The sequence below is a fragment of the Specibacter sp. NPDC078709 genome, assembly GCF_040686795.1.
In the GTDB taxonomy this organism is placed as follows: Bacteria; Actinomycetota; Actinomycetes; order Actinomycetales; family Micrococcaceae; genus Specibacter.
The window spans coordinates 177,528-200,244 of sequence record NZ_JBFBLU010000004.1 but is presented as its reverse complement, the minus strand read 5'-3'; the positions used below and the strand labels follow the sequence as shown (position 1 = coordinate 200,244).

The following is a 22,717-nucleotide window of genomic DNA, read 5'->3' as shown; positions in this document are numbered from 1 at the left end:
CTGTGGGTGCCGGAATCAATCCGGCAGATAGGGAGAGGGGCCAGGGCATATGTGTTGGGGGGTCGTCCATAGTGTGACTAACTATACGGGCCCTTAGTGCCGGTAGTCGTATTTTAACGGCGCTGAAACCTTGAGGTTTGCCGTGAATGTTCGTGCTCTGAAGCGGGTGCGTTTGCCTGCGCGTCCCCGATATCCGTGAGCCGGCAGTTAGGCCATGTCAGGGGATCCGAACCCCACTAGGAGACGGGGGAATAGCTGCCAAACTCCTTGCTGAAGGGTAGCGAGCGCATCGGTGCTGCCGGTATGAATGTCCAGCAGGCACTGCTGGAACAGGCCATCAAAGAGTGCATAGACAGTGCGTCGTGGCAAGGCTATTTCGGTGGTGTGGAAAGCTGCGTAGGTACTGACGATGCTCCAGATCATGACCTCAAGGCTGGAATCAACCTCGGTGACATCTGCGTGGAAGTCCTCGTCAAACATGCTCTGATTGCGCAGGTCATACCAAAGCCTGTGCATGGGGGTATCGTCGCGAGCCGATGCAGCCAAGGCCGCAGCAAAAGCCAAGCGCACTTGCTCAGCAGAGGTGGCACTGGATGCTATTTCGGCATAGTGCCCAACACAGGCGAGCTTGTATTCGCGCACGCAGTATGTGATGAGTTCTACCTTGTCGCGAAAGTAGTAGTGAAAGACTCCGTGAGAAAATCCAGATTTTTGGGCGATCTCCCGCAAACTGGTGCGGGCATAGCCAAAATCGTTCAAGGTGGCTAATGCGGCGGCCGCCAGTTCCGCCCGGCGTACCTCAAACTTTTCCGACTGCCGGCTCTCAGAACTCAGGGCATCGGCGCTGGCGACATCGGAGCCGGCATTCGATTCGGCAGCTCTGATGGCAACGTTTCGATGGGTCATAATGCCTCCGTTCTATCGCCACTATAGCCCGAAGAACCCGGATTAATCAGCGATCCGGACATGAGCCGTGCCCGGCCCACGTGGAAAGGAGAATTTATACAACTGTCCAAAAAAGGCTAGACAGCGCTTCATCGTCCGTCTTGTGGTGAGCGGAGTGGCCGGTGGCTACCCCCTCGCAAGCGGCATGGGGGTGGGATTGGCGCGTCAAACTCAAGGAGGAGTTCTAGATGAACCATTTTTTGCTCACGGGCCGCAAGGCACTGGTGACCGGAGGTGCACAAAACCTGGGTGCAGCGATCGCCACGGCACTGACAAAGGCGGGGGCCGCCGTCGTTCTTGGAGATGTGAATGCCGTGGCGGGGGAAGCCAAGGCAGCCGAGCTAAGGGCTGACGGTGCGCAGGCCACCTTCGTCCACCTTGACGTCACGGATGAGGCCAGTTGGAACACCGCCATGCCACAGGTCATTTCGGCCCTGGGTGGCTTGGATATCTTGGTGAACAATGCCGGCATCGAAGTCACCAGCTTGCTGATCGACTTTGACCCGGCTGCGCTACGCAAGATGCTGGATGTGAATGTGGTGGGCACCTCGCTGGGCATAAAGAACGCGTTCAAAGCCATGAAGCCCGACGGCGCCGCGGGTAAGGGTGGTGCCGTGGTCAACATCGCCTCGGTCTCAGCCCTGATCGCCTTCCCTGCGTTGTCAGGCTATTCGGGCAGCAAATCCGCGGTGGACCGGATCACCCGCATCGCCGCAGCCGAATCCGGAGCTCTTGGCTACGGGGTACGAGTGAACTGCGTGTACCCGGGGCTCATCGGCAATCCCATGGGCCCGGTACTCCTGAAGGCGTCGCCAGGGGCAATCTAGGGGTTAGTTCGTATGTATTGGTAGACGGTTTGGCGGCTGACGCCGAATTCTCGGGCGAGTGCTGCTTTCGCCTCGCCAGCAGCGGCGCGCCGAATGAGTGCACCCGCCTGCTCGGCGTTCAGCGCCTTGCCTCTGCCTTTGTAGACCCCAGCCTTCCTGGCCAAGGTTATGCCCTCGCGTTGTCGTTCTCGGATGAGTGCTCGTTCGAACTCGGCGAATGCCCCCATCACGGACAGTAAGAAGGTAGCCATCGCAGTGTCGTCTCCGGTGAAGGTCAGATTCTCCTTCACGAACCGAACCTGAACTTTCTTCGCGGTTAGCCGCCGGACGATGGCCCGGAGGTCATCGAGGTTCCGGGCCAGGCGATCCATGGAATGCACCAGAACGGTGTCGCCGTCCCGGGAAAAATCAATCAACGCTTCCAGCTGGGGACGGTTCAGGTCTTTCCCAGACGCCTGATCGGTGAAGACCCGGTCGAGATGCTCGCCGTCGAGTTGCCGGATCGTGCTTTGGTCCAGCGTACTGACCCGAATGTAACCGAAAGTCTGGCCAGTCATTATTCCCCGCTCAATAGTGTCAGGGCAACTCTAAGAGCCTGCCACCTAAGTGTCAAAATAAGCGATTGATGACCTCAAGTTGACACGTGTTCATTGGGGGCGGTTTACGCAGGGTTTACGTCTGGTTGGGGTGTACCCCAACCAGACTCCGCATACTTAGCAGGCAATTTCACGACACTACTACCAAGACCCCACTGGTCAGTCATCCCCAGGCTTCTGAACAGTGCTCAAACTATTGGCAGCGGCAGGTTGGTTTTTTACCAAAACTGGTGAGTCACAGGTTGTGGGTGTCACCAGCCCTAACATAGAGTTCGAATTGCACTGTGATACAAAGCACGGCACAATGCCGCTCACAAGAACCAAACCGTGGGATAGATGATTAAGAAGTACATACTGACGAGCGTTTCCGCGCTCGCTCTCACCATGAGTCTGCTCGTAGCACCACCAGCGATGGCGGTCGATGTAAACCCAGACGAATCTGCCACTGCAATTGTCCAGGCCGAGTACAAGGGACTTGAACCTAGCGAGATCGTAGAACAGGGCCTTGCTGAGGAGGGACTGGATGTCGAGCATGTAGTTGTCGATGCCAGCGGCATCGAGATTGCAGCCGAGACGACAGACCCCGAGAGTAATTTCGCCTTCGATCTTGCCCTCGAACCGGGTCAGGCTCACGGAAACGTGACCTTCACCGATACTGTCGACGGTGTGACAGCGACTGAGAACTACAAGATCGAAATCCTGGAATCTCAGGTCGGTCGTTCAGTCTTTGTGTTGACTAGCCCCGAGACCGGCGAAGAATACAAGTACGATTCGGAGGCTGCCAGTACATCGATCGCGTTTGTCATTCCGATCGCGTTCGCGGCGATTTCGCTCTCGACTGCCCTTTACTACCTGGCTATCGGTGCAGCCATCGTGGTTGCCGGGGTTCTCGCACTCGAAGCTGTGAAGGCAGTATCGCGTATCATCGCTGAGAATAACCGGCGCCCCAGCAGCCAGAAGCGCAGCTACTACCCTGCTGTCCGCTCCGGCAGTAAGGTCTTCATCAGTCCAAATGGTCTGAGCTCTGCACAAGCCCAGACGCGTGGCCGCGCAGGGCAGGACGTCTGGGCACTCTCACGTGACAGTGCGAAGTCCCTGGCCAAGACACTGAACCCATCAGGCACACCGATCGGTGCTGAGAAGCATGGTGCCGGCTACCTGTGGCACTTCCACCCGGCTGCTCACAGGCCGAACATGCACAGTTTCTACGGCCTCCCATCGTAGATAGCCCATTCGTAGCAGGTGTGCGGGCGGAAGCGGTAATCTTCTGCCCGCACACTTGAATAGAAACGATAGGAGAATTTGATGGCCATTTACGACATGCTCCTGAGCGAGGCTCGAGAGCACTTCGGCGTCCAGCCTGCGGTGACCTGTACGGATGCGATTTCACTTCTTTACTCACTCGGTGCCGTGCCGTTCGATTTCGACACGCATCGGGACGATCTTATTGATGAGTTTGTCGATCCGAGTCTCGTTGTTGGCGCCTACACTTTGGCAGAGCCATCGCTTCTCCGACGACGAGCTACGCCGGAAGAGATAGAGAATTTCACCGCTTCCCCGGATGAGAAGTTCGACCCGCTGGAATACGGTGGGGACCGTGCAGAATGGACACTCTTGGCCCGTGAGGTCGAGACGCTCGCAAGGCTGATGGTGGTTCTTGAACGCGATCGAGAGTCGGAAGAGTTGCTGGGGAACTTTCGGGTGTATGGCGCCGGTCAGTGGTTGCGTGAGACGTTGTGGGCAGCTTCGGGCGTCGTGCCGCGCGATCCAGGTGCGCCCTCCGCGGAGTCCGAACTGTTTGGGCGAGCGTTTGCGCATGTTGGGCGCGAACGCTTCGAGGCGGTTCCGCTCCAGTGACAAGGTACGGCGTCGCTGATCGCCCCACTCTCAGCGAGATTAGGAGCCCGGCCGGTTTGGGTCGGCTACGGGTGGGGGCTTGGCTGGCTGCCACAGCGTTCTCAGGAAGCGGGGCTGGGGCAAGTGTGGTTTTCCCCTCGGTATTGCTGGCGTTCGCGGCTCAAGGGGTTGAGAGTGTGCATGTGTCATCGAACCGCGCAGGGGTTTTCATGCTTGCTCCGCATCGACCAGGGCGGACCTGGGCTCGCTTGTTCGCACTGTTCGCGGTACTGCTCGTTCCTGCTGTTGCCGTCACAGTCTGCCTGCAGATTTGGCCGGTGCTTCCGATTGCGTTGATAGCAATGGCTGTAACAAGCTTGACGCTCGTAGGGCTGATGATCATTCTATTGAGCTCCCTCAGCGTTCTGCTTCGAGCGGGTGCACCAACATCGCCCATCGGCACTGAGACACCCTCCGGACCGCGGATGGTTCTCTCTGCACTTGCACAGCTACCCGGCTCGGGCAGTTCAGTCGTCTTTGAGGTGCGATCTGCGATTCGCGCCCTTCCCCCCGGAACTGTCGTTGTCGCGGTGGCGCGGACCGAGGAGCTGGCCAACAGCTACGCGAGGTTGGGGTTCTCCCGTGGTGAGGGAAAACGCGTCTTCTTCGTTGTTGACTCTGTCGCCTACTGATCGTTCAAGGGCGGGCTCTGCGGAATATGCTCGGCCGCACGGTTGATTTCACCCGATAAGAGTTCCACTACGATGTTGCGGCTCACCGCCGCCGTTGCCAAAGAGGTTCCCGATTCATGTCTTCTACTGCCGTCAGGCAGCAAAACCGGAATATCGACACCGTGGGCCACGGCATCGATACCTGTGCGAGCGGCAGCGGTCGCGTAATTTCCGTTGGAATCGATCGCCGATACAGACATTGCACTCGTGAATCGAGCTGGGTAGTCCGGGCTCAAGAATCTAACATTCCCCGCTGAGGCCACGACGAGAATCCCAGCGTCATGGGCCCGTTGGACAGCTGCTTCCAGCTGACTGCTCGGTCGGCGTACTCCCATGCTTATCGAGATCAGATCTGCCCGCGCTGCGACAGCAGTATCGATCGCTTCAGCAAGATCAGTGGCGACAGCTCCTTCCCCCACATCGAGGCTGAGAATACGTACTCGGTCTGGGGGAAGTGAATCCGCCCCTCCGTTCACGCCGAGCAGCACGGACAATACCATGGTCCCGTGATCGCTGGAAGGGCCGTTCTGCGCTTGTTCGATCCCATATTCAGAAAACTCTGCGAGACTCGTCTGAATGCCGGTGTCGATCAAGGCAACCAACACATCCCGTTCGATAGGTTGCATGGCGCACGCAGGCGAAAGTGAAACCATGACGAGCATAAATGCGAGCCACGCAGCACTTCTCGAACGTCGAAACTTCCTGGAACAGTTGAGAGTGGCATTCGACGCGGTTCTCAACGCAGCAGTACGAGAAGATGAAAATTTGGCCATGTCTACTAGTATCACCGACCGGGGCTTAAACGGGGCTTAAAACTGGCAGTGGCCGCTATGCAAGTGGCCTGTATTCCTCTGATTTGTTCGGCATCTTGTCCATGACCATCGTCGTAGGGAATAGCTCGGTGTTGAAGTGAGGATCGTTCAGCACCTTGAATCCGATCACAACACTGTTCTTGGTGTGCTCGCCGCGCAAGACTCAGCGCAATCATTTGCTGAGGAAGTCGGTGGGTGCTTTGCTAACAGGGTGATCGTTTCGTCCTACCCGGTTGGATACCGACATGACGAAGGGGCTGAATACATGGCCCCTATCCCAGACACGCCGGGCACGGCCTAGCTGAGGTTTTCTGAGCGGTTTGTTAGAAAAATATCCATTCATGCGGAACACCATCAAAGCACTCTTTCCGCCGGTTTCGCCCTCACCTGGCCCAGGTCCAGGTGGGTGGTCATGTCGAGGGTGAAGCGTCCGTAGGGGTTGATGTGTGTCCAGAGCAGCGGGGTGAGCCCCCTGCGGTCTTCGGGCTCGAGCAGTTCGTTGAACTCTGGGACTTCGAGTACGGTTTGCAGCATCAAGGTATTGACCAGGACCAGCGAGGACTGGAGCAGGTGCAGGGCGAGCATGGACACTTCGGTCGTTTCACGGTCAGGACCGGTGAGGTCACGGTTTTTGCCGTAGAAGACGACGTCGTTGCCACTGTTCCAGTTCTCCACCACCTGCAGCCCGGAATTGATCTCCCTGCGGAGGTCTTCGTTGGCGAGGTAGTCGGCGGCGAAGATCGTCCGCACGGCCCTGCCAAGTTCCTCCAGCCCCTGGTAGGTGGGGTGTTTCGGACCTCCCCTGGTGAAGCGGCGCAGGATCGTTTCCGACTCGGCGGTGCCGAGCTTGAGGGCGGTGGCGTATTTGACCATCTGGTCATATTGCTGGGCGATGATCTCCCAATTGACCGGACGGGACAGCACCGCATTGATCTCCCCGTAACTTTCTTCATTGCTGGCACGGTAGAGGCGGATGGAGCCGATGTTCTTCAACCGTGGCAGCAGCTTGAAGCCCAGGAGCTCGGTGAACGCGAAGCCCACGATCGAGGCGCCGTGGGTGTCAACGTAGTTCGCTTCAATCTCCGCTTCGGTGTCGTGGCGCAGGACGCCTTCGATCATCGCTGCAACCTCGGACGAGGAGCAGTTCTTCAACTGGCTATAGATGCAGGTCGACTTCTTCTCCACATGCCAGTAGATCATCACGCCGGGTCCGCCGTAGCGGTTGTGCCATTCTGTCATCAGATTCGATTCCCAGGACCCGAACTTCTTCGAATCCGATGCGCACGCGTTCCCTTCACCCCACCAGGCCGGGGTCCTGGCCTCGAACGTCGCGTTGACGACTTTCACGATGGCCCGGCGCAGGTTGTCCTTCGTGATGAAGGTCCGGCGGACATGGCGCAGCTCCCGCTCGCTCTCCCCATGACCCCCGGCATCAGTAACTGCCTTGATGCCCATGTTCGTCCCCAACCCAAAAAGACAGAGCAACAACCTTCGCTGAAGGGTTTCCCGGTCAAGGACCTCGCGGGAGGCGACAGAGACGAATTCCTCGGTGAACCCAGTCAGGAAGTCCGCCTCCTTGAGAACCTCAAGCAAGTCCAGGGTTCCCCACCGCGCCAGGACCTCGGCCTTGAGTTTGCCCAGGTTGGCCGGCTCGTCGAGCTTCTCCAGCTTGGGTACCTTGATCCAAGGCGCCCCGCGGCGTTTGGTAATCGTAACCCCACCGGTGGTATCACCCAGGAGCCCGTTGTCCAGCTGCTCCAGTGACCTGGCCATTCTCAACTTCAGATCGGAAATGAACGCGGCCGGGTCCAATGGCTTGCGCAGGGCCTCATAGTGAAGCTCACGTGAAGCGTCGAAGTCCTGGGGCAGGTCATCTTCGGGGTCACGCCACTTTCCTGCCCCATCGACAAAGACCTCCCGGCGGCGCAAAGCATCCCGTAAAGACACGAGCAGGCAGAGCTCATACGGGATCCGCTCAATCCTGCCCTTCTCATCCCGGAGAGCACCCTCCCCGGACTTGGGCACCACCCCGGCGACCGGAACTACCTCCGTGGCGGCGAAGAACTGGTTTTTACTGCCGGTATCCGCGTACCGTTTCAGCAACTCGATGGCGTCCATGATGGGGCGGAATGCCGTGTTGTGACAGCGGAACCGCAGCACGGACAGCAAGGCCGGCAGCATGCGGCGGTAATGATTCGAATATGAACCTCGCAGCACTGTCCGAACTTTGCCTTGGAACACTGTTTCGTTAGCTTTTGCCTCCTTGACTAGCTGCCGCAGTGTTTTCTCGCTCACCACCGGGAACACGGCGTTCCGGACCGTCTCATCGGGGCATGCGACCGCTGTTTCTGCCAGTTTGAACAGCAACGCCGTCTTCCCACGAACCCTTTGCAGGTCCTCAGTCAGTTCCTTCTCAACCTTTCTGACCGCACTGGTATTGATCTTCAACACCAGGACCAGTAATAGATCTACTAGGCTGTCCGTGATCTCAGCCGTGCGTTGCTGACACAACGCCGCCAACAACGTCAGCCTCACCGGTTGGGGTGTGTCCCAGAAATCCGATGGATACATCCGCGCCGCCCGCACCCGCCACGAAGAAACGACTTTCTCAGACACACTGGCAAACAAATCAGAAGGAAGATCCAGACCCTGTGAAGCTGAAAGCTTCTCCACCTCCGAGAGTAGCGATTCCAACCCAGCCGGGCCAGGATCAGCCTTCAACATCGCCAACAAGGAACCTGCTGCTCCGTCAGCGATGAGGGCTTCCAATCCCGCCGCACCCGCAGACCCCAGGTTGCTGACGACATCAGCACATAGGCGCTGTTCAAACAACGCCCGACCGGCACCAACAATCCTGCCAGCACGCCCAGGCGGCTCAATCTTCTCCTGACGACACCGAGACAGCAAAGCCTCAACAAGAGCAGCCTCCCGAACTTCCGACGGGCATACCCGCTCCGCCAGCCACCCCGCCAACCGGGCCTCATCAGCCGAGGTGAACTCCCGAAACCCAAAATGAGACCTGATCTCGGCGCGATGGTATTTGATGGAGCGCCCACCCCAATAAGGACCCAACTCACTATTCGGCACAGAAATCTGCGCCGCGATGTAGTCCAACGCTCCCAGCGGAAGCTCCGAAGGACCGCCTGGAAACCTGGCATGTTGCTGAAAGAACTTCAAAAGGACAGCAAACCCTGCCCGAGTAACTCCTGACTTCTTAGCCATCAATGCCACGTCCTCATCGACTAAAGTCCACGAATCAAGAAGATCACTCGTCAGTTTCAGGCCCATACCAGAACCTAATCACATCTAGATTGCCCCTGGCGACACCTTTAGGAGTACCGGGCCTACTACAACTGGCACCGGCGTCTCGTGGACGGGCCCAGCCCACGGGCGGTGGCCCGGCGGGAACGCGACAAGCGGGTCGCTACGGTCTTTGACGAGTCTCAACAGACCTATGGGGCGCCGCGAGTAGCGGCACAGCTGGCCCGCCAAGGGACGCCCGCGAACCCGAAGACGGTCGCTGACTCCATGCGTCGGCAGGGCATTGAAGGGATCAGTCCAAGGATGTTCCGGCCGGTCACCACGATCCCGGGCACCAACACCCATCACCTGCCGGACCTGGTCAGCCGCAGATGGGACCGGGGACGGTTGGATGCTGTGTGGATTTCCGATATCACCTACCTGAAGACTCGGGAAGGCTGGTTGTACTTGTGTGCTGTCCGGGACGGCTGCTCTCGGCGTGTGTTGGGCTGGGCGATGGATTCGGTGCAGAACACCGACCTGGTTGAGCGGGCGTTGCGCATGGCCCACACGCTCCGTGGCGAGCTGCCTGCAGACGTCGTATTTCACGCGGACCGCGGCGCGCAGTTCACCTCGACACAGCTATGGGAAGCCTCAAAAGAATTAGGGATCCTGCAATCTGTCGGACGCACGGGAGTGTGCTGGGATAACGCAATGCAGGAGTCATTCTGGTCCACCCTGAAGACAGAATTTTATGACCGGAAAGCCTGGCTGACCCGGGCCGAGGCGAAGACCGCCGTCGGGTGGTGGATTGAAGATTTCTACAACCGTCAACGTCTTCACTCGAAGCTGGGGATGGTGCCGCCGGCGGAGTATGAACAGCAGTTACGCACTCAAACAGCGTCGGACGCAATGACGGAAGAAGCACTCACGCAAGCCGCATGATGCAGAACACGTGTCCACAACTTGCGGGGAACCCCACACACGAGAAAGTAGATCCCCAGGGAAAGTGGACTCTTCACAGAACCGGCACGTGACCCGGGGTCGTCGGCGTGCCCAAAAACCGAGAATTGCCCAATTCCCGCGCATCGCCAGAAGGTCAGCCCCTGAAATCCACTACTCGCGGATTCGGGTCTGACAGCAAGCGCTGGCTCACGCTCTTCCGAAACTCCATCACCTTCAAACTCTGCAATCACAATGGCCCGCACCGTCGCCAGCAGATCCCCATCGATCTACCTTACTTTGGCCCAAACCCGCGTGACCTCGACTATGGAATGTTCGGCACGCTCACGATTCGCTCGGCCGAGGGCAATGCCGGCTTGGGCGCCGCTGCGACGCAGCGGCCTGGATCTTCCGAAGTTCGAGCGGGTACTCCTTATGATGCGGATTTGGACATCGCCCGGCGGCAAGGATCGTTTCGCGGGATACCAAGCTGGTGAATTGTATGGCGGTCCCGGTGACCCTGGGTCAGAGCGTCCTCTTTCCTAGGGCCACCGTGAGTGGACGAAGCAGGGGATCAGCGACCGGTGCGCAGAGCGGCCCAGGTCCGGCTTCCGACAACGCCATCAGCTACGAGCCCACAGCTGCGCTGGTACTCCTTGACACGCGACTCGGTGGTGCCGCCGAAGACCATATCGCAATCGAGGTACCGACGCTGGCGGGCAACGAGCGCGCGCTGCACGCTGATCACCGGATTGGTTCGTGACCCGCGACGCAAAGTGGGGTATCCGAATCGGCTGCTCGGGGCTACAACTATCATTGACGCCCAAGTTTTTGGGCCGACGACGCCGTCGTCGGTCAAGCCGTACCGACGCTGGTATTTCATGACCGACGCCCGCATGGAAATCGTAAAGCGGTTCCCGTTCCGAAGATCGGCGCCTCTGGGCAGGCCGATGACGTGTAGATATTCTTGCAACAGAGTTACCTTGCTATGTATCATGGCGTACTTCAGCTTGGGGAAGTAGCTAGCCGACTCCGCGCTGGCTGTTGGCGCGCCGAGCAACGCCGCCACACCTGCCAGCGCGGTCGCGCTGCCCGCGGACAGCGCCACTCGTCGCGAAAGTAGTTTGGACATGGGCTTAACAGTGGGTTCAGTCAAAGCGGAGGCCCTTCCTCGGTTGCAGCCGCGGTGGCACGGGGCGTGCAAGTGCGGTATTACACCCAACCTAACGCACGCGTGGCGACTGGGCAAGAATGCGCGTTGCCTCACAAAGAAACCTCCGCGTAGGCCCATACGTTGCCTCAGACCCGAATCCGCGAGTAAGGATAGGGGTCCGGGGAAGAATCGCCCGGAAATTCACGCTAAGGGCGCTCCGGCTCGGGCGGTGAAATTCTATGGATCTAAGCGGCGGGCTCGCCAGCGCGTTTGATGGCACGGTAGACGGTGGACCGGGCTACGCCGAAAAGTTCGGCAATTTCAACAGTCGTGTGCGTTCCCGCCCGGTGAACGGAAACCAGGTGTGCTTCCTGGGCTTTGGAGAGTTTGGGTTGTTTTCCGCGTAGCCGGCCCTTTGCCTTGGCGACGGCCATCCCCTCACGAGTGCGGGCCCGAATCAGGTCTGCCTCGAATTCGGCAACCATGGCCAGGACATTGAAGAGGAGTTTGCCCACGGGATCGGTGGGGTCATGGACGGAGCCGCCGATGCTGAGCTTGACCTCGCGACGGGTGAGTTCGTCAACGATGTCCTTTGCATCGCGCAGGGACCGGGCCAGGCGGTCAAGCTTGGTCACGACCAGGGTGTCCCCGCCCCGGCAGGCCGCCAACGCTTGCCCCAGTCCGGGCCGTGCCCTGTTCGCGCCGGTGAGGCCTTGGTCGGTGAAAGTCTTTTCCGGTGACACTCCGAGGGCAAGCAAGGCGTTCTTCTGCGCCGTGAGGTCTTGGTCATTGGTGGATACGCGCGCGTATCCGATCAGGAGTCCGGTCATGGCTTTGAGTGTACCGTTTAGCCCCCCATCACCGGGCTTAATTGCGGGCACGGTATACGGGAATCTGACATGTGCGGAAACACGCGGTTTTGAAAAAAGTCCGAAGTCGTCTGCACACGCTCCGCTGGCCGACCGGCTTGCGGGACGGTATTGCTGATCAGTTCCGAAAGACCTTCTAGCCCGCTCTACCCGGGTAGATCCTCATCGCAGTGACCAAATTGACGTCGCTGCAATTCTCGCGAAGTACCTGCGGTCCTCCCATCAAGCCAGGTTCGGCATCCTGAATAGTGGGAACCAACAGCAGGTACGACCCCGCTACTTGGAATATTCGGGCAAGGAAGGCTACATGCCGTCAGGTCATGAGTGTGCGTCTGCTAGCTTTCGATTTTCTGTCAGCTGGGAGGCACCGTATACCGTGAACGCAGCCGAAGCTAGAAGTACCAGTATCCATAGGGTCAGTCCCGGTGCATTGTGCATAGCCATCTGAGGAATGCGACGTTCCGGCACGACGATCACACCTATAAAGGCGCCGACAATACCAAAGTAGCTGCCTGTCATAAATGACTTGTGTGCTTGGATCTTCCCTTTGACCACCGCCCGGAGACCAATAGTGACCGTGCAGAACGTAAAGATGGAGAGGCCATGCAGCCAGGTAAATCCGCCATCGATTGTGTAGATGCCAAATGAAGTGAGAACAACAATGTACATACAGATAATCCATGTACGTCCAACAAAGCGGTGGAGGGGGCCGCCTTTGCGGCGACGCACCAGCTGGAACAGACCAAAGACAAGTGAATAAGTTGCTGCGATGGCGTGCACAGCAATGAGTGGTGCCCACGGTGAACCCAAAATTTCCCCCAATCGATGGCGCAGATGCGCCGATTGGTTACGCTACACGATGGGCAAGCGTGAATAGATCTATTCTGAGTTCCTGACAGTCACAAACGGGTATGCCCAAGTCTTAACTTCCCTCCGTTGTCCCACTCAAGGTTCCCCCTACGGCCGAGATATGTTCAGGGCAATGTCGCCTCGTTTAGGTCTCCAGGTCCTTGTCGGGGTTCCTGAAGGGTCGAAGTTGCGTGCCGGTGGAGTCCGTGGCGAAAGAGTATCGGCCCAGCATGTTGATGTGTTCCGAGACCAGCGGCGACAGTCGTTGTACGTCCTCGTCGGCGACGGGGACGCCGCGGTCGCGGAGTTCGGTGAGCGCGGCGTCCAGATAGCGGGTGTTCCACAAGATGACCGCGTTCAGCACCAGACCGAGTGCGCCGAGTTGGTCTTCCTGGCCTTCCCGGTAGGACTGGCGTATCTGCCCCCTCCTGCCATGGAAGATGAGCCTGGCCAGGGCGTGCCGGGATTCCTGCAGCGTTAGCTGCGTATGGATTTGCCGGCGGTAGCCCTCATCAGCATCGATGAAATCCAGCAGATGCTCGGTCTTGGCTATTCTTCCGTACTCCGCCAACGCCTTTCCGAGCAGGGTTGGTGTCCCACCGCCCTGGGTGACCCGCAGGATTTCCGAGGCGCGCACGGTCCCGGCGGTCAGGGATCCGGCAAGGCGGAGCATGTCCGGCCAGTTGGCCGTGATGAGCTCCATGTTGATGCGGTTGCGGCCGGCCACCGCGTTCAGCTTCCCGTAGTCCGCTGTGGTGTCGATGCGCCAGAACCGCTGGTCCGGCAACCCTGCAAGGCGGGGTGAGAACCGGTATCCGAGCAGGGTGAAGAGCCCGAAAACCTGATCCGAGTAGGAGGCTGTGTCGGTGGCGACCATCTCGGGGCGTTGGCCGCCGTCAAGGTCGAGCAGCCCATCGAGAATGTGCAAGGAATCGCGGACCGTCCCCGGAACCACAACGGCACCCAGGCCGGAGACCTGGTCGTTGAGATAGTTCAGCCAGGTCAGGCCTCGGCCTTGACCGAAGTAGCGCGGATTCGCCCCGGCATTGACGGTGGCCACCGGAACCACGAACCGCATTCCGTCGACGGACGCCAGTAACCCGTTACCCCAGCGTTGCGCGAGTCCCAGACCGGACTGGGCCTGGATCAGCCGGGCGTTAGCCGCGCGAAGCGTATCGGCGCGCACATAGTTTTGATCGACGTGGCTCAGGCGTCCCCGAGTCAGTGCTGGGTGGCCGTCCTTGACCACCGGTGTTAGCCCGACGTTGCATGCCTCGGCCACCAGGATGGCGGCGACCGAGACGCTGAGCTGGCCCATCCTCGCGGAGGCCTCCGAGACGTGGCTGAATTCCGAGAGGAACCCCGTCCAGGAATGCACTTCCAGCAGCACATCGGGCAGGTCCACCCGCGGCAGCATCCCGGAGACCAGCCCCCGCAACTGGGTCAGGGACTCCGGTATCGTCTTGGCCTCCAGGGGTGAGAGGTGGACCTTGCCAGCATCATCAATGCGTACCGCAGGATTGTCTTCGATTTGTTCCGCCGCCGAACGATAGCTGATGTCCAGGCGGTGACGAACACCGGCAAGGTGGTCCGTTGGGTCTTCCGGCAGCTGGAGCGCCCTCAAGGTCTCGTTTTTGGTGGCCTTCCACACCGGGTCGGTCAGCAACCGCGCCCGAGGGTCTCCCCAGCGACGCCCGCCCACCACGAAAATGTCCCGGCGCCGCAGCGCCTTGTGGACGGCCACCGTCACCGCCACCGTGTAGGCCTTGCGATCGATCTCCTCCGCAACCGTGACAAGACGCTGCCAAGCCGGCGAGAGCACGGACAGATCAACCTCGGCCGGGTCTTTCTTGAGGCCGTCCAGAACCTCCGGAAGCGCTGTCAGTGCCGCCAACGTTGGCGTCCCGCCCACGGTGGCCCCGAAGGGTGCCGCGGTGGCCAACGCCGGCAGGAACGAGCGCACGGTGGCGAACCGGCGCAGCATCTCGGCCGCGGTGTCAGCCTCGGCACCGTCGGGATTCACCACTTCGTTCACCACCTCCAGCGCGGCGCGTAGCTCGGACAAGGAAACCTGATCGGCCAGCACCGAGGCGGCCTCTGCGCCGGAATACTCCGTATTGTCCAACACCTCGACCAGCGTTTTCGCGGCCTTCGCCAATTGCAGTGAGGCCTTGGACAAACGGGGCAGGGACTTCAACCGAGCCGCACTGGATTCCCTGGTTGCCTTGCGCAGAACGCGTTCGGTAACAATGGCATCCAGAGCATCACACAAATCATCGGCAACCTCCGACGTCAATGCGCGCACGGCACAAAGCAGTGTCGCACCCCGGCGCTGTCCCGATAGTCCTCGAAGCGATGAGGCCTTGCCCGCCAACCCGTAGCGGGCCAGGGCATTCATCCGGCCCTCGGGGACCATCTCCACATCGATGGACCCGGCACCCAATGCCCGCAAGAGAACCAGCCGCTCCAACTGCCGCAACAACTCCGGCACCGATACCCTCGCCGGTCCGGTTCGCAGCCGCTCCCACGCAGTCAGCCTTGATCCCTCCTCAACGCGGAGCAGGCTTTCCAGTTCCAGAATCAACGCGGGGCCGGCAGCGTCAATCAGCAAGGAATAGAGACGGTCATTTGATCCTGCACGGACCTCTAAAACCAGTCGTGTCAGCGTGGAGAGGCCGGGGAGCAGGACCTTGCGCTCACGCAGCCAGAGCACTGCCCGTTCAAACATACGCACCGGGCCCTCCGACGAAGTCCAGGCCCGGGCCTCCAGGAACAGCCTCAGCTCTTCGTACCTGGCCGGATCGGAGAAATCCGTATACCCGTACGCGGTGGAGATTTCCGCGGCGTGCTCATACCCGGTCTGTCCCCGCTGCGCATACAGCTTGAGCACGGAAGCATCGGCAATGCCCAGCTGTCCGGCCAGGGATTCCACCACCGGCCACGGAACAGCCAATGGATCCGTCAAAAAACGTCCGGCTACCCGCACCGTGATCAGTTGAACAGCAAATCCCAGGCGGTTGTGCATTCCCCGGCGGCGACCAACCACCGACAGGTCGGCGTCGTCCAACCAACAGAAGCGTTCCAGGTCCTCCGCTGGTACCTCGTCGGGGAATCCGCCGAACCCTGCAACCTGCTCATCACTTAGAAAATCGACCGCCATGCCACCCATTCAACAGGCCGCTGACACCTTAGCGTGAATTTCCGTACCGCTCTTCCTCAGACCCCGGCTCCGGTGGGCCGTAACGGCGATGTATTGGTGACTCAACCCTTCTGGGCTCTTCTGGACGTTGGCTTGAAATCGGCACTGAAGGATCTTCACGGATGGACAGTGTTGCTCGCCAACGACGGAAACCTGGCGGCCCTGGGCGAGCGTTGGCGCGGTTCAGCGGTGGGGGTGGACGACGTCGTGGTTATCCTCGCCAGTGAGCGATTTGGTTCCGGAGTGATCGACGACGGCAGGCTTCTGCATGGTTGTGGCGGAGGCGCCGGCGAGCTGGCATTCCTCAAACAAGTCGAGGGGGTAGGGGACACCTTTGGCATTGCCCTGATGGCACGCACCTGGGCTGCGGAGGCCCTCGCTGGACGTGATGACACGCTGCTCCGCGAATATCCTGCCGAAGCAATTGGAGCTGAACACGTCTTCGCCGCCGCTCGCCAAGGTGACGCTGTGGCACGGCGGATTCTGGATCGGCTTGCCGATCGCATGGCACGGGTCATCGGGGCCGTCGCTACCATCCACAACCCGGAGCTTGTGGTGATAGGTGGTGCAGTTGCCAAGTCTGCAGGCGCACTGATGGACCCAATTGCTGAGCAACTGCCCCAATTCACCGCGACCCCTCCACGGCTGGCCGTTTCACCCCTGGGTGATTCGGTGGTGACCATGGGTGCGGTCAGAAGCGCGCTGGACTTTGTCGAGAAGGAGACCCTGGATATCGAGCTACGCCACAGTTAGGTCAGTAGCTCGGACAGTTTCGGGTGCAGATGCTTACTTTCAATCGCAGTGCGGGCCTGAGTCGCGGCTACCGTCAGGGCATCGTCAATGGTGGCACCGCGGAGTGTCGCGGCCAGGAAACCGGTCATGAAGGCATCACCAGCACCATTGGTATCAACAACCTCGGCGGGAAGAGCGCTGACCTCGTGCCGCGCCCCGGATGCCTCCAGTGCAATTGCACCCTCTGCTCCGCGGGTGCAAACGGCCAAGCGGGGGCCGCGTTCCAGGCAGGAACGCATAAGGTCCCACGGGTCTTCTGCATTGTCGTCACTCATGAACACCGTTGTGGCAGCGCGAAGGAACGGTTCGTGGAATTCTGACGATCCGTCATAGTCGTGAAGGTCCGCCCAAATGGGCGTCTCCTGCGCGTCCAAGCGCTGCAACAGGAGCGCACCAAGTTCGCTGAGGTCAACGACGGCGACGTCGGCGGCGGCCACCGCCTCAGCCGCGATGCTGAGTTCGCGCTCGGTGGGCGTCGACGGAACCGCAACGTACAGCGACACCCGTTTGCCGCCGTCGGACATCAAATTGACGTGGCGTTCGGTCTGCTCGGACGCCAAGGGCTCGACGTGCACCCCGGCTGCCGTAAGGGCGCTGCGGATCCGCTGCCCCTCGGCATCAGTTCCAAGCGGCGAACACATCCGCACTTTGATGCCCAGGCCGGCCAGATGCAGGGCCTTGCCAGCGGAGGTCCCTCCGATGGTGTGCCACGAGCGGCGGGCAAACTGCATGTGGGGGACAGGTTCCGGAAGGTGGTCGAGGAGGATGAGTTGATTCCACGATGCGGGGCCGCAGACAGCTACAGAAGGAGGCGCAGACATGGCCGTATCCAGCCCTTCATTCATAACAACCTGACCCTGGGCCGCATCATTGGCGGTGGTCAGAACGGCCGGAATCCGGCCGGCTTCAATATTCACGGATCAAACTCTACACAAGAATCTCCCATCTAATGAGAGGTTGCGCCGCTGATACCATCACTACACCCGAGCCGCAGCAACACTCCTTTGGCATGTGCTATCCCAGCCGCGAAATCACCGCAAAACGCATATGACGGGGTGGCTTATGAAAAAGTGAAATATCCGACGTTAGTGCGGTTTTCTGCGAGAAGTGTGCCGCCGTTGACCGGGGATCTGTCCCGTTTGAAGCTCTGGGTCCAATCTTCGCAGGCATCAGTATTGCAACGCCCGGCGGTCAACCGGATGCCGCGCAGGTCTAGAACCGGATATTTGGCGAATTCACGAGCTGCCCCTTCATGGCCGCTGTCACAGACCCTTACCTGAATAGGATTGAATTGTCAGATGATCACCTCCACCTGGAAGAATCTTGTTGTCGAGACCCAGTTCGCCAATGAACTGACCCTTACCGGACTACGGAGGCTGTCCGCCGTCCCTACCGACCCTGTAGAAGCCATGTATGGCAGCGACGACCAAAACTACGCACTTCACGTCGGAATGTACTCGTACTCGTCCGGACTAGAGCGCCTGTGCAAACTGGCTATCGCATGCCACGGATATGTAACTACGGGAGAGTTCCCCGAGCTCCAAAAATATTCACACAAGATTGGAAAACTGCTCGACGCCGTTGCGGATTTGAGTCTTGAGGGCTTTGGGTCCTCAAAATATAGGTCGAAATACCTCGTCCGACCGGATGGTGACTTTGAAAAAGAGCTCACAGCGACAGTTCTGCGGTTCGCCCAAGGAAGCGGACGATACGAGCACCTGGATTCGCTCTGGAAGGACAAAGCTGAGGTCAAGACCTATGAAGAGTGGTGTGAACTTGCGGCAAAAGCAAAGGATTCTGTCTCAGCTGAAGTGCACGGGCTAATTGCCCTCAAGGAGTCACTGGCGAATGTCATCGAATCGGAAATGATCAACTTAGAGCTTGAATCTACCCACGAGAGCATGAGACCTGACCTCGAAATTCAGTTGTATAAGCCATCGGTCGGTGTGATGTTGAGCCTGTTCCGGATGGTCCGGTGGGTTTCTACAATCCTTGATGTTGTCACGGACAGCCCGCACCATGATGAAGCACAAAGCTACCGGATCATGAATCTCCCAACGCTTGGCGAAGTCGTCGCTGTAAGTTTCATCCATTCATCTGTGGACTTCTTCAACTTCCAGATCGCGAGATTCTCTGACGACGAAGTCGTCAAGGAAGAGCTTGATGAGGCGTACAAACGGATGGGTGAACGTGAAATGGACGAGGATGACGATGGAGTTGAGGTGTGCCAGGCGCGAGGCGCGACGAACTTGGACGAAATCGGTAGCGCGTTCGACTTCCTGCCCAAGTGATAGAGGGAACCGGGTGACACGGGACAATAGCCTTGTGTCGCACGTTTCAGAAAGGGCAGGTTTCTAGTATGGGCGGCTTGTGAATTCGTCAAATATCCGACTCTAGACCTGCGGGGCGTCCGGTAACGATCGTTCACGAGACACTTCCCGAGGCGCTGATGCCGCCCTGGGTTCTAGAGGCCTGTGATGTAACGCTTCCCGTGTACGCGCCAATGTATTGGCTACCTCCCTTGTAGGACACCACGCGCCACGACCTCACCTGGTCTAATGAGGCCACGATGAACTAGCCGGAACTTAGGGGAATATCGCACTAACGTCGGATATTTCACTTTTTCACATTATGGCCGCTATTTCATCCAATACTCTATTGAGGTTAGTTAAATTAGTCCGAGGATCGTCGCCATTTATGCAGGTCAGGGCCCTAATCCGTCTCTGGACTCCACTTGGATATTTTTCTCTACCTTGTCTCCGTGCAGGTCAGAAAGCTTCCTGACCTGCACCCTTGCAATCAGATTGCATCTGATGAAAGATATATTCATCTAATGCAAGATGTGGAGGGGGTGTTTTTGGATGGTCGGGAATAGCTTTGCACCTGGGGCACCGAGTCTGCATCTGATCGGTGATCTGCCCTTGCTGCGGCCGGAGGAACAGGTCTTCACGGCCATGTTGGATGGTTGGCGCAACCAGCAGTTGGCCCGCAACTTGGCATTCTCCACGATCGAGGGTCGTGAGAAGGCGGTGCGAGCATTCGCCCTACATGCCGACGCTTTCCCGTGGGCCTGGACGCCGCTGATGGTGGATGAGTGGATGGGTGATTTGCGGTCGGTCCGGAATCTGCACCACTCCACATTGCGGACCTACCAGGGGACCATCCGTTCCTTTTGCGGGTTTGTGACCGACCCGGGCTATGGCTGGGCGACCATTTGCCAGGATCGCTTCGGCACCCACCCGATACAGGTGATCCACGAGTGGAACGCGGCCGTGCATGTTCAGGAGGCCGAATCTGGCCCGGTGAAGCGTGCCTTCACGCGTGATGAGTTGCAGGCGTTCTTCGATTATGCCGATGAACAGGTTGTGCGGGTGCGCGGGCGTGGACGCAAGGGTTGGTTGCCGGCTTTCCGTGATGCGATGCTCTTCAAGACGGCTTATGCTTTCGGGCTGCGCCGCAACGAGGCGAGGATGCTGGATGTTGTGGATTTTGGCCGCAATCCCCAAGGGTCGGAGTTTGGGGACTACGGCGTTCTCTATGTCCTTCATGGCAAGGCCATGAAGGGCTCTGCGCCCAAGCGCCGCAGTGTGTTGACGGTCTTTAATTGGTCGGCGGAGATTTTGCAGCAGTGGACTGAAGAGGTCCGTCCCTTGTTCTCCACGGCTGGTTCCGGGGCGCTGTGGCCTTCGGAACGTTCCCCGCGTGTGGGATTTACCCAGATGAATACCCGTTTCGGGACCTATCGGGACAGTCTCGGTCTGGATAAGGGTCTGGATTTTCATTCCTTTCGGCGCTCCTACGTCACGCACCTGATCGAGGACGGCTGGGATGCGAGGTTCGTTCAGGAACAAGTAGGACACGAACACGCTTCCACGACCTCGATCTACACGTGTGTCTCTTCAGACTTCCGCACCAGAACACTCCGCCGTGCCCTGGACACCACGCTTGCTGCTGCCTTGCAGCTGGAAAGGAAACTTTGATGAAACGCCAGGTAAGTTACCAATGGAGGCTGCGGGAAGTCATGGCCACCCGGGGGATTTTCAACGCCACCGACCTGTCCCCGCTACTGCTTCAGCGCGGCATTGAGCTGTCCTCGGTGCAGGTCTGGCGGCTGGTTACTCAGGTCCCGGAGCGGCTTTCTCTGCCAGTTCTTGCCGCGCTCTGCGACATCCTGGATGTGACCCCTGCCGAGCTGATCGCCACCCGGGCAGAGGCCGTGGCTCCACGCCGCACGGCCACCGGTGGTGCCGAGGTCGTGGATCTCGCGGCCACTATCCGGCCCAAGCGTGCCCGGATCACCCCCGCACGGTGAGTCCGTCCTACGACAGCCGTGAAAAGTATGAGCGGTGGCATATACGGATCTGCGCTCGTTGCGGCCGGCAAGCTGCCAAGGCGGCGAACTGGTCAGATGGGCCAATCTGTCGGAACTGCCTCGATAAGGCCAGCCGCACCTACGGTTCCTGCACCGGCTGCGGTACGGAGCGTCTATTGCCGGGCCGGGACAGCACTGGCCAACCTGTTTGCCGAGATTGTGCAGGAATTAGCCGCGATTTCTTCTGCGATCGTTGTCATTTTGAGGGACGTTTACTTGGTGGAAGGTTGTGCGAACGCTGCACCCTCACTGACCGTCTGCGCTCACTGCTCGATGATGGAACCGGCCGGATCCATCCGCCACTGATCCCGCTTTTTGATCAGCTTAGGACCATGCAGAAGCCTGTCTTGGGGCTGGGCTGGATCCAGAGTGCCCAGCCCCACGCGATGCTCAGAGATATTGCCGCCGGGCGACTTGCCTTGACCCATGAAGCATTCCAGCAAGTACCCAATTGGAGAAGCGCTGCCTATCTACGCGATCTGCTCATGCAAAGCGGAGTCTTGCCGCTCAAAGACAGGCAACTCCTCCTCTTTGAACGATGGCTGGAGACCCATCTGGGCGCCGTGGCCGATCCCGACCATGCCAAGCTGCTGCGCCGTTTCGCCACCTGGCATCAACTACGCAAGCTACGGGCCAAAGCAGCTAAAGCCCCGCTGGGCGATTCGACAGTCCGGGAAGCCCATGAGCAACAAATCCAGGCTTTGGCGTTCCTGAACTGGCTCAACCACCGCGGCACCGCCGTAAACGACACCCGGCAAGGCGATCTGGACGCCTGGCAAAGCGAGAACTATTTCACGCGCCGGGCGTCCCACGCATTCCTGACCTGGTGCATGAACACGGGCCGCATGCCCGTCCTGACCATCCATTCCCGACAAGCGGCGCGTCAGGCGCCTATGAGTCAACACCACAGAATCAACGCCATCCGACGCCTTCTCGCCGAGGAGAATATCCCGCTGCATGCCAGAATAGCGGGCCTGTTGGTTCTGCTCTACGCCCAGCCTGCAACACGCATCGTCAGGCTCACGGTCGGGGACATCACCACAGATTACAACACCACCACCATCCGGTTTGGTGATCCTCCGACACCGGTACCCGAATCAGTGGCCCGGCTCCTGCAGGACTACCTGACGAACCGCATCAACCTGGACGCCGCAACCAACCCCGGATCCCACTGGCTCTTCCCCGGACAACGCGCCGGTCAACCCATTCACCCGGTCACCCTCCGGGCCTTCCTGCACAAACAAGGCATCCCACCCCAACGCGGACGAACCTCCGCACTACGACACTTAGTGCTCCAAGTACCGGCCCCCGTCCTAGCCCAGGCGCTCGGCTACCACCACACCAGCAGCACCAGAATCGCCGCAGAATCCGGTTCCCCTTGGTCCGGCTACGCATCAGGAGGCCACGACTAGGCAACCGCAGACGGAATCCAGAAACCACACGAAAGCAGGCAACTCTAATACAGACCATCACCAGCAAGCCCCAAAAAAAGATTTGTCACTTGTGAGACGTTTTGGTTTCACAGGACATAAGTAGGCATAAGGGAAGCAGTTG

Annotated in this window: 18 protein-coding genes and 2 pseudogenes; 11 read left to right on the top strand and 9 right to left on the bottom strand. The window is 59.3% G+C overall.

Features of this window, described 5'->3' with window-relative positions; all coding sequences use genetic code 11:
• Positions 1–207: 207 nt before the first annotated feature.
• The gene (locus AB0P14_RS09615) at positions 208–906 is read right to left on the bottom strand and encodes a TetR/AcrR family transcriptional regulator (RefSeq protein ID WP_363840984.1); all 699 of its coding nucleotides are present in this window, start codon (positions 904–906) and stop codon (positions 208–210) included.
• 227 nt (positions 907–1,133) lie between these two features.
• On the opposite strand from AB0P14_RS09615, the gene AB0P14_RS09610 reads away from it, so the two are divergent.
• Positions 1,134–1,772 carry an SDR family NAD(P)-dependent oxidoreductase gene (locus AB0P14_RS09610; protein WP_363840981.1) on the top strand — a complete coding sequence of 213 codons (639 nt, stop codon included), beginning with the start codon at positions 1,134–1,136 and terminating at the stop codon, positions 1,770–1,772.
• Here the strand turns inward: AB0P14_RS09610 and AB0P14_RS09605 are convergent.
• Positions 1,769–2,329: a recombinase family protein gene (locus AB0P14_RS09605; protein ID WP_363840978.1), complete on the bottom strand. Its 561-nt coding sequence runs from the start codon at positions 2,327–2,329 to the stop codon at positions 1,769–1,771. The two genes, AB0P14_RS09610 and AB0P14_RS09605, sit on opposite strands and share 4 nt — an antisense overlap.
• Positions 2,330–2,704: 375 nt before the next feature.
• Here AB0P14_RS09605 and AB0P14_RS09600 point away from each other — a divergent pair, with 375 nt between their 5' ends.
• The 3 genes from AB0P14_RS09600 (at position 2,705) to AB0P14_RS09590 (ending at position 4,896) form a co-directional block, all read left to right on the top strand.
• Positions 2,705–3,592, top strand: coding sequence for a hypothetical protein (locus tag AB0P14_RS09600; protein ID WP_363840976.1), 888 nt, complete (start codon positions 2,705–2,707; stop codon positions 3,590–3,592).
• Between the two features lie 81 nt (positions 3,593–3,673).
• Positions 3,674–4,225 carry a hypothetical protein gene (locus AB0P14_RS09595; protein ID WP_363840973.1) on the top strand — a complete coding sequence of 184 codons (552 nt, stop codon included), beginning with the start codon at positions 3,674–3,676 and terminating at the stop codon, positions 4,223–4,225.
• 182 nt (positions 4,226–4,407) lie between these two features.
• A complete protein-coding gene (locus AB0P14_RS09590; RefSeq protein WP_363840970.1) occupies positions 4,408–4,896 on the top strand; it encodes a hypothetical protein in 489 nt (162 codons plus the stop codon).
• On the opposite strand, the gene AB0P14_RS09585 is transcribed toward AB0P14_RS09590, so the two are convergent.
• Both AB0P14_RS09585 and AB0P14_RS09580 read right to left on the bottom strand, forming a co-directional pair.
• Positions 4,890–5,708: a S8 family serine peptidase gene (locus AB0P14_RS09585; RefSeq protein ID WP_363840967.1), complete on the bottom strand. Its 819-nt coding sequence runs from the start codon at positions 5,706–5,708 to the stop codon at positions 4,890–4,892. The genes AB0P14_RS09590 and AB0P14_RS09585 overlap by 7 nt on opposite strands.
• A gap of 393 nt (positions 5,709–6,101) precedes the next feature.
• Complete coding sequence (locus AB0P14_RS09580; protein WP_363840965.1) at positions 6,102–9,035, bottom strand: Tn3 family transposase; 2,934 nt, start codon at positions 9,033–9,035, stop codon at positions 6,102–6,104.
• A 57-nt stretch (positions 9,036–9,092) separates the two neighbouring features.
• Here AB0P14_RS09580 and AB0P14_RS09575 point away from each other — a divergent pair.
• A pseudogene (locus tag AB0P14_RS09575) lies at positions 9,093–9,932 on the top strand (IS3 family transposase); the annotation flags it as partial.
• A gap of 571 nt (positions 9,933–10,503) precedes the next feature.
• Here the strand turns inward: AB0P14_RS09575 and AB0P14_RS09570 are convergent.
• The 4 genes from AB0P14_RS09570 to AB0P14_RS09555 all read right to left on the bottom strand — a co-directional run bounded on the left by AB0P14_RS09570 (position 10,504) and on the right by AB0P14_RS09555 (position 15,960).
• A complete protein-coding gene (locus AB0P14_RS09570; RefSeq protein WP_363840962.1) occupies positions 10,504–11,085 on the bottom strand; it encodes a peptidoglycan-binding protein in 582 nt (193 codons plus the stop codon).
• Between the two features lie 242 nt (positions 11,086–11,327).
• Positions 11,328–11,912, bottom strand: a complete 585-nt coding sequence (locus AB0P14_RS09565) for a recombinase family protein (protein ID WP_019481146.1) — start codon at positions 11,910–11,912, stop codon at positions 11,328–11,330.
• Positions 11,913–12,269: 357 nt separating this feature from the next.
• On the bottom strand, positions 12,270–12,731 hold the full coding sequence (locus AB0P14_RS09560) for a DUF2306 domain-containing protein (RefSeq protein WP_363840957.1): 462 nt from the start codon (positions 12,729–12,731) through the stop codon (positions 12,270–12,272).
• Between the two features lie 214 nt (positions 12,732–12,945).
• Positions 12,946–15,960: a Tn3 family transposase gene (locus tag AB0P14_RS09555; protein WP_363840954.1), complete on the bottom strand. Its 3,015-nt coding sequence runs from the start codon at positions 15,958–15,960 to the stop codon at positions 12,946–12,948.
• A 66-nt stretch (positions 15,961–16,026) separates the two neighbouring features.
• Here AB0P14_RS09555 and AB0P14_RS09550 point away from each other — a divergent pair.
• A pseudogene (locus AB0P14_RS09550) lies at positions 16,027–16,752 on the top strand (ROK family protein); the annotation flags it as partial.
• On the opposite strand, the gene AB0P14_RS09545 reads toward AB0P14_RS09550, so the two are convergent.
• A complete protein-coding gene (locus AB0P14_RS09545) occupies positions 16,749–17,708 on the bottom strand; it encodes a PfkB family carbohydrate kinase (RefSeq protein WP_363840951.1) in 960 nt (319 codons plus the stop codon). The pseudogene AB0P14_RS09550 and the gene AB0P14_RS09545 sit on opposite strands and share 4 nt — an antisense overlap.
• Before the next feature lie 381 nt (positions 17,709–18,089).
• Between AB0P14_RS09545 and AB0P14_RS09540 the strand changes: the two genes are divergently transcribed.
• The 5 genes from AB0P14_RS09540 (at position 18,090) to AB0P14_RS09520 (ending at position 22,575) form a co-directional block, all read left to right on the top strand.
• Positions 18,090–19,082, top strand: a complete 993-nt coding sequence (locus tag AB0P14_RS09540) for a hypothetical protein (RefSeq protein ID WP_132365259.1) — start codon at positions 18,090–18,092, stop codon at positions 19,080–19,082.
• Positions 19,083–19,652: 570 nt separating this feature from the next.
• Positions 19,653–20,771 carry a site-specific integrase gene (locus AB0P14_RS09535; RefSeq protein WP_104111876.1) on the top strand — a complete coding sequence of 373 codons (1,119 nt, stop codon included), beginning with the start codon at positions 19,653–19,655 and terminating at the stop codon, positions 20,769–20,771.
• A complete protein-coding gene (locus AB0P14_RS09530) occupies positions 20,771–21,103 on the top strand; it encodes a helix-turn-helix transcriptional regulator (RefSeq protein ID WP_104111875.1) in 333 nt (110 codons plus the stop codon). Before AB0P14_RS09535 ends, AB0P14_RS09530 begins: the two co-directional genes overlap by 1 nt.
• A gap of 96 nt (positions 21,104–21,199) precedes the next feature.
• Positions 21,200–21,469, top strand: a complete 270-nt coding sequence (locus AB0P14_RS09525) for a hypothetical protein (protein WP_146073263.1) — start codon at positions 21,200–21,202, stop codon at positions 21,467–21,469.
• A gap of 26 nt (positions 21,470–21,495) precedes the next feature.
• Entirely contained in the window at positions 21,496–22,575 is a 1,080-nt protein-coding gene (locus AB0P14_RS09520) for a hypothetical protein (RefSeq protein ID WP_363840946.1), read from the top strand.
• The last annotated feature ends 142 nt before the right edge of the window (positions 22,576–22,717 follow it).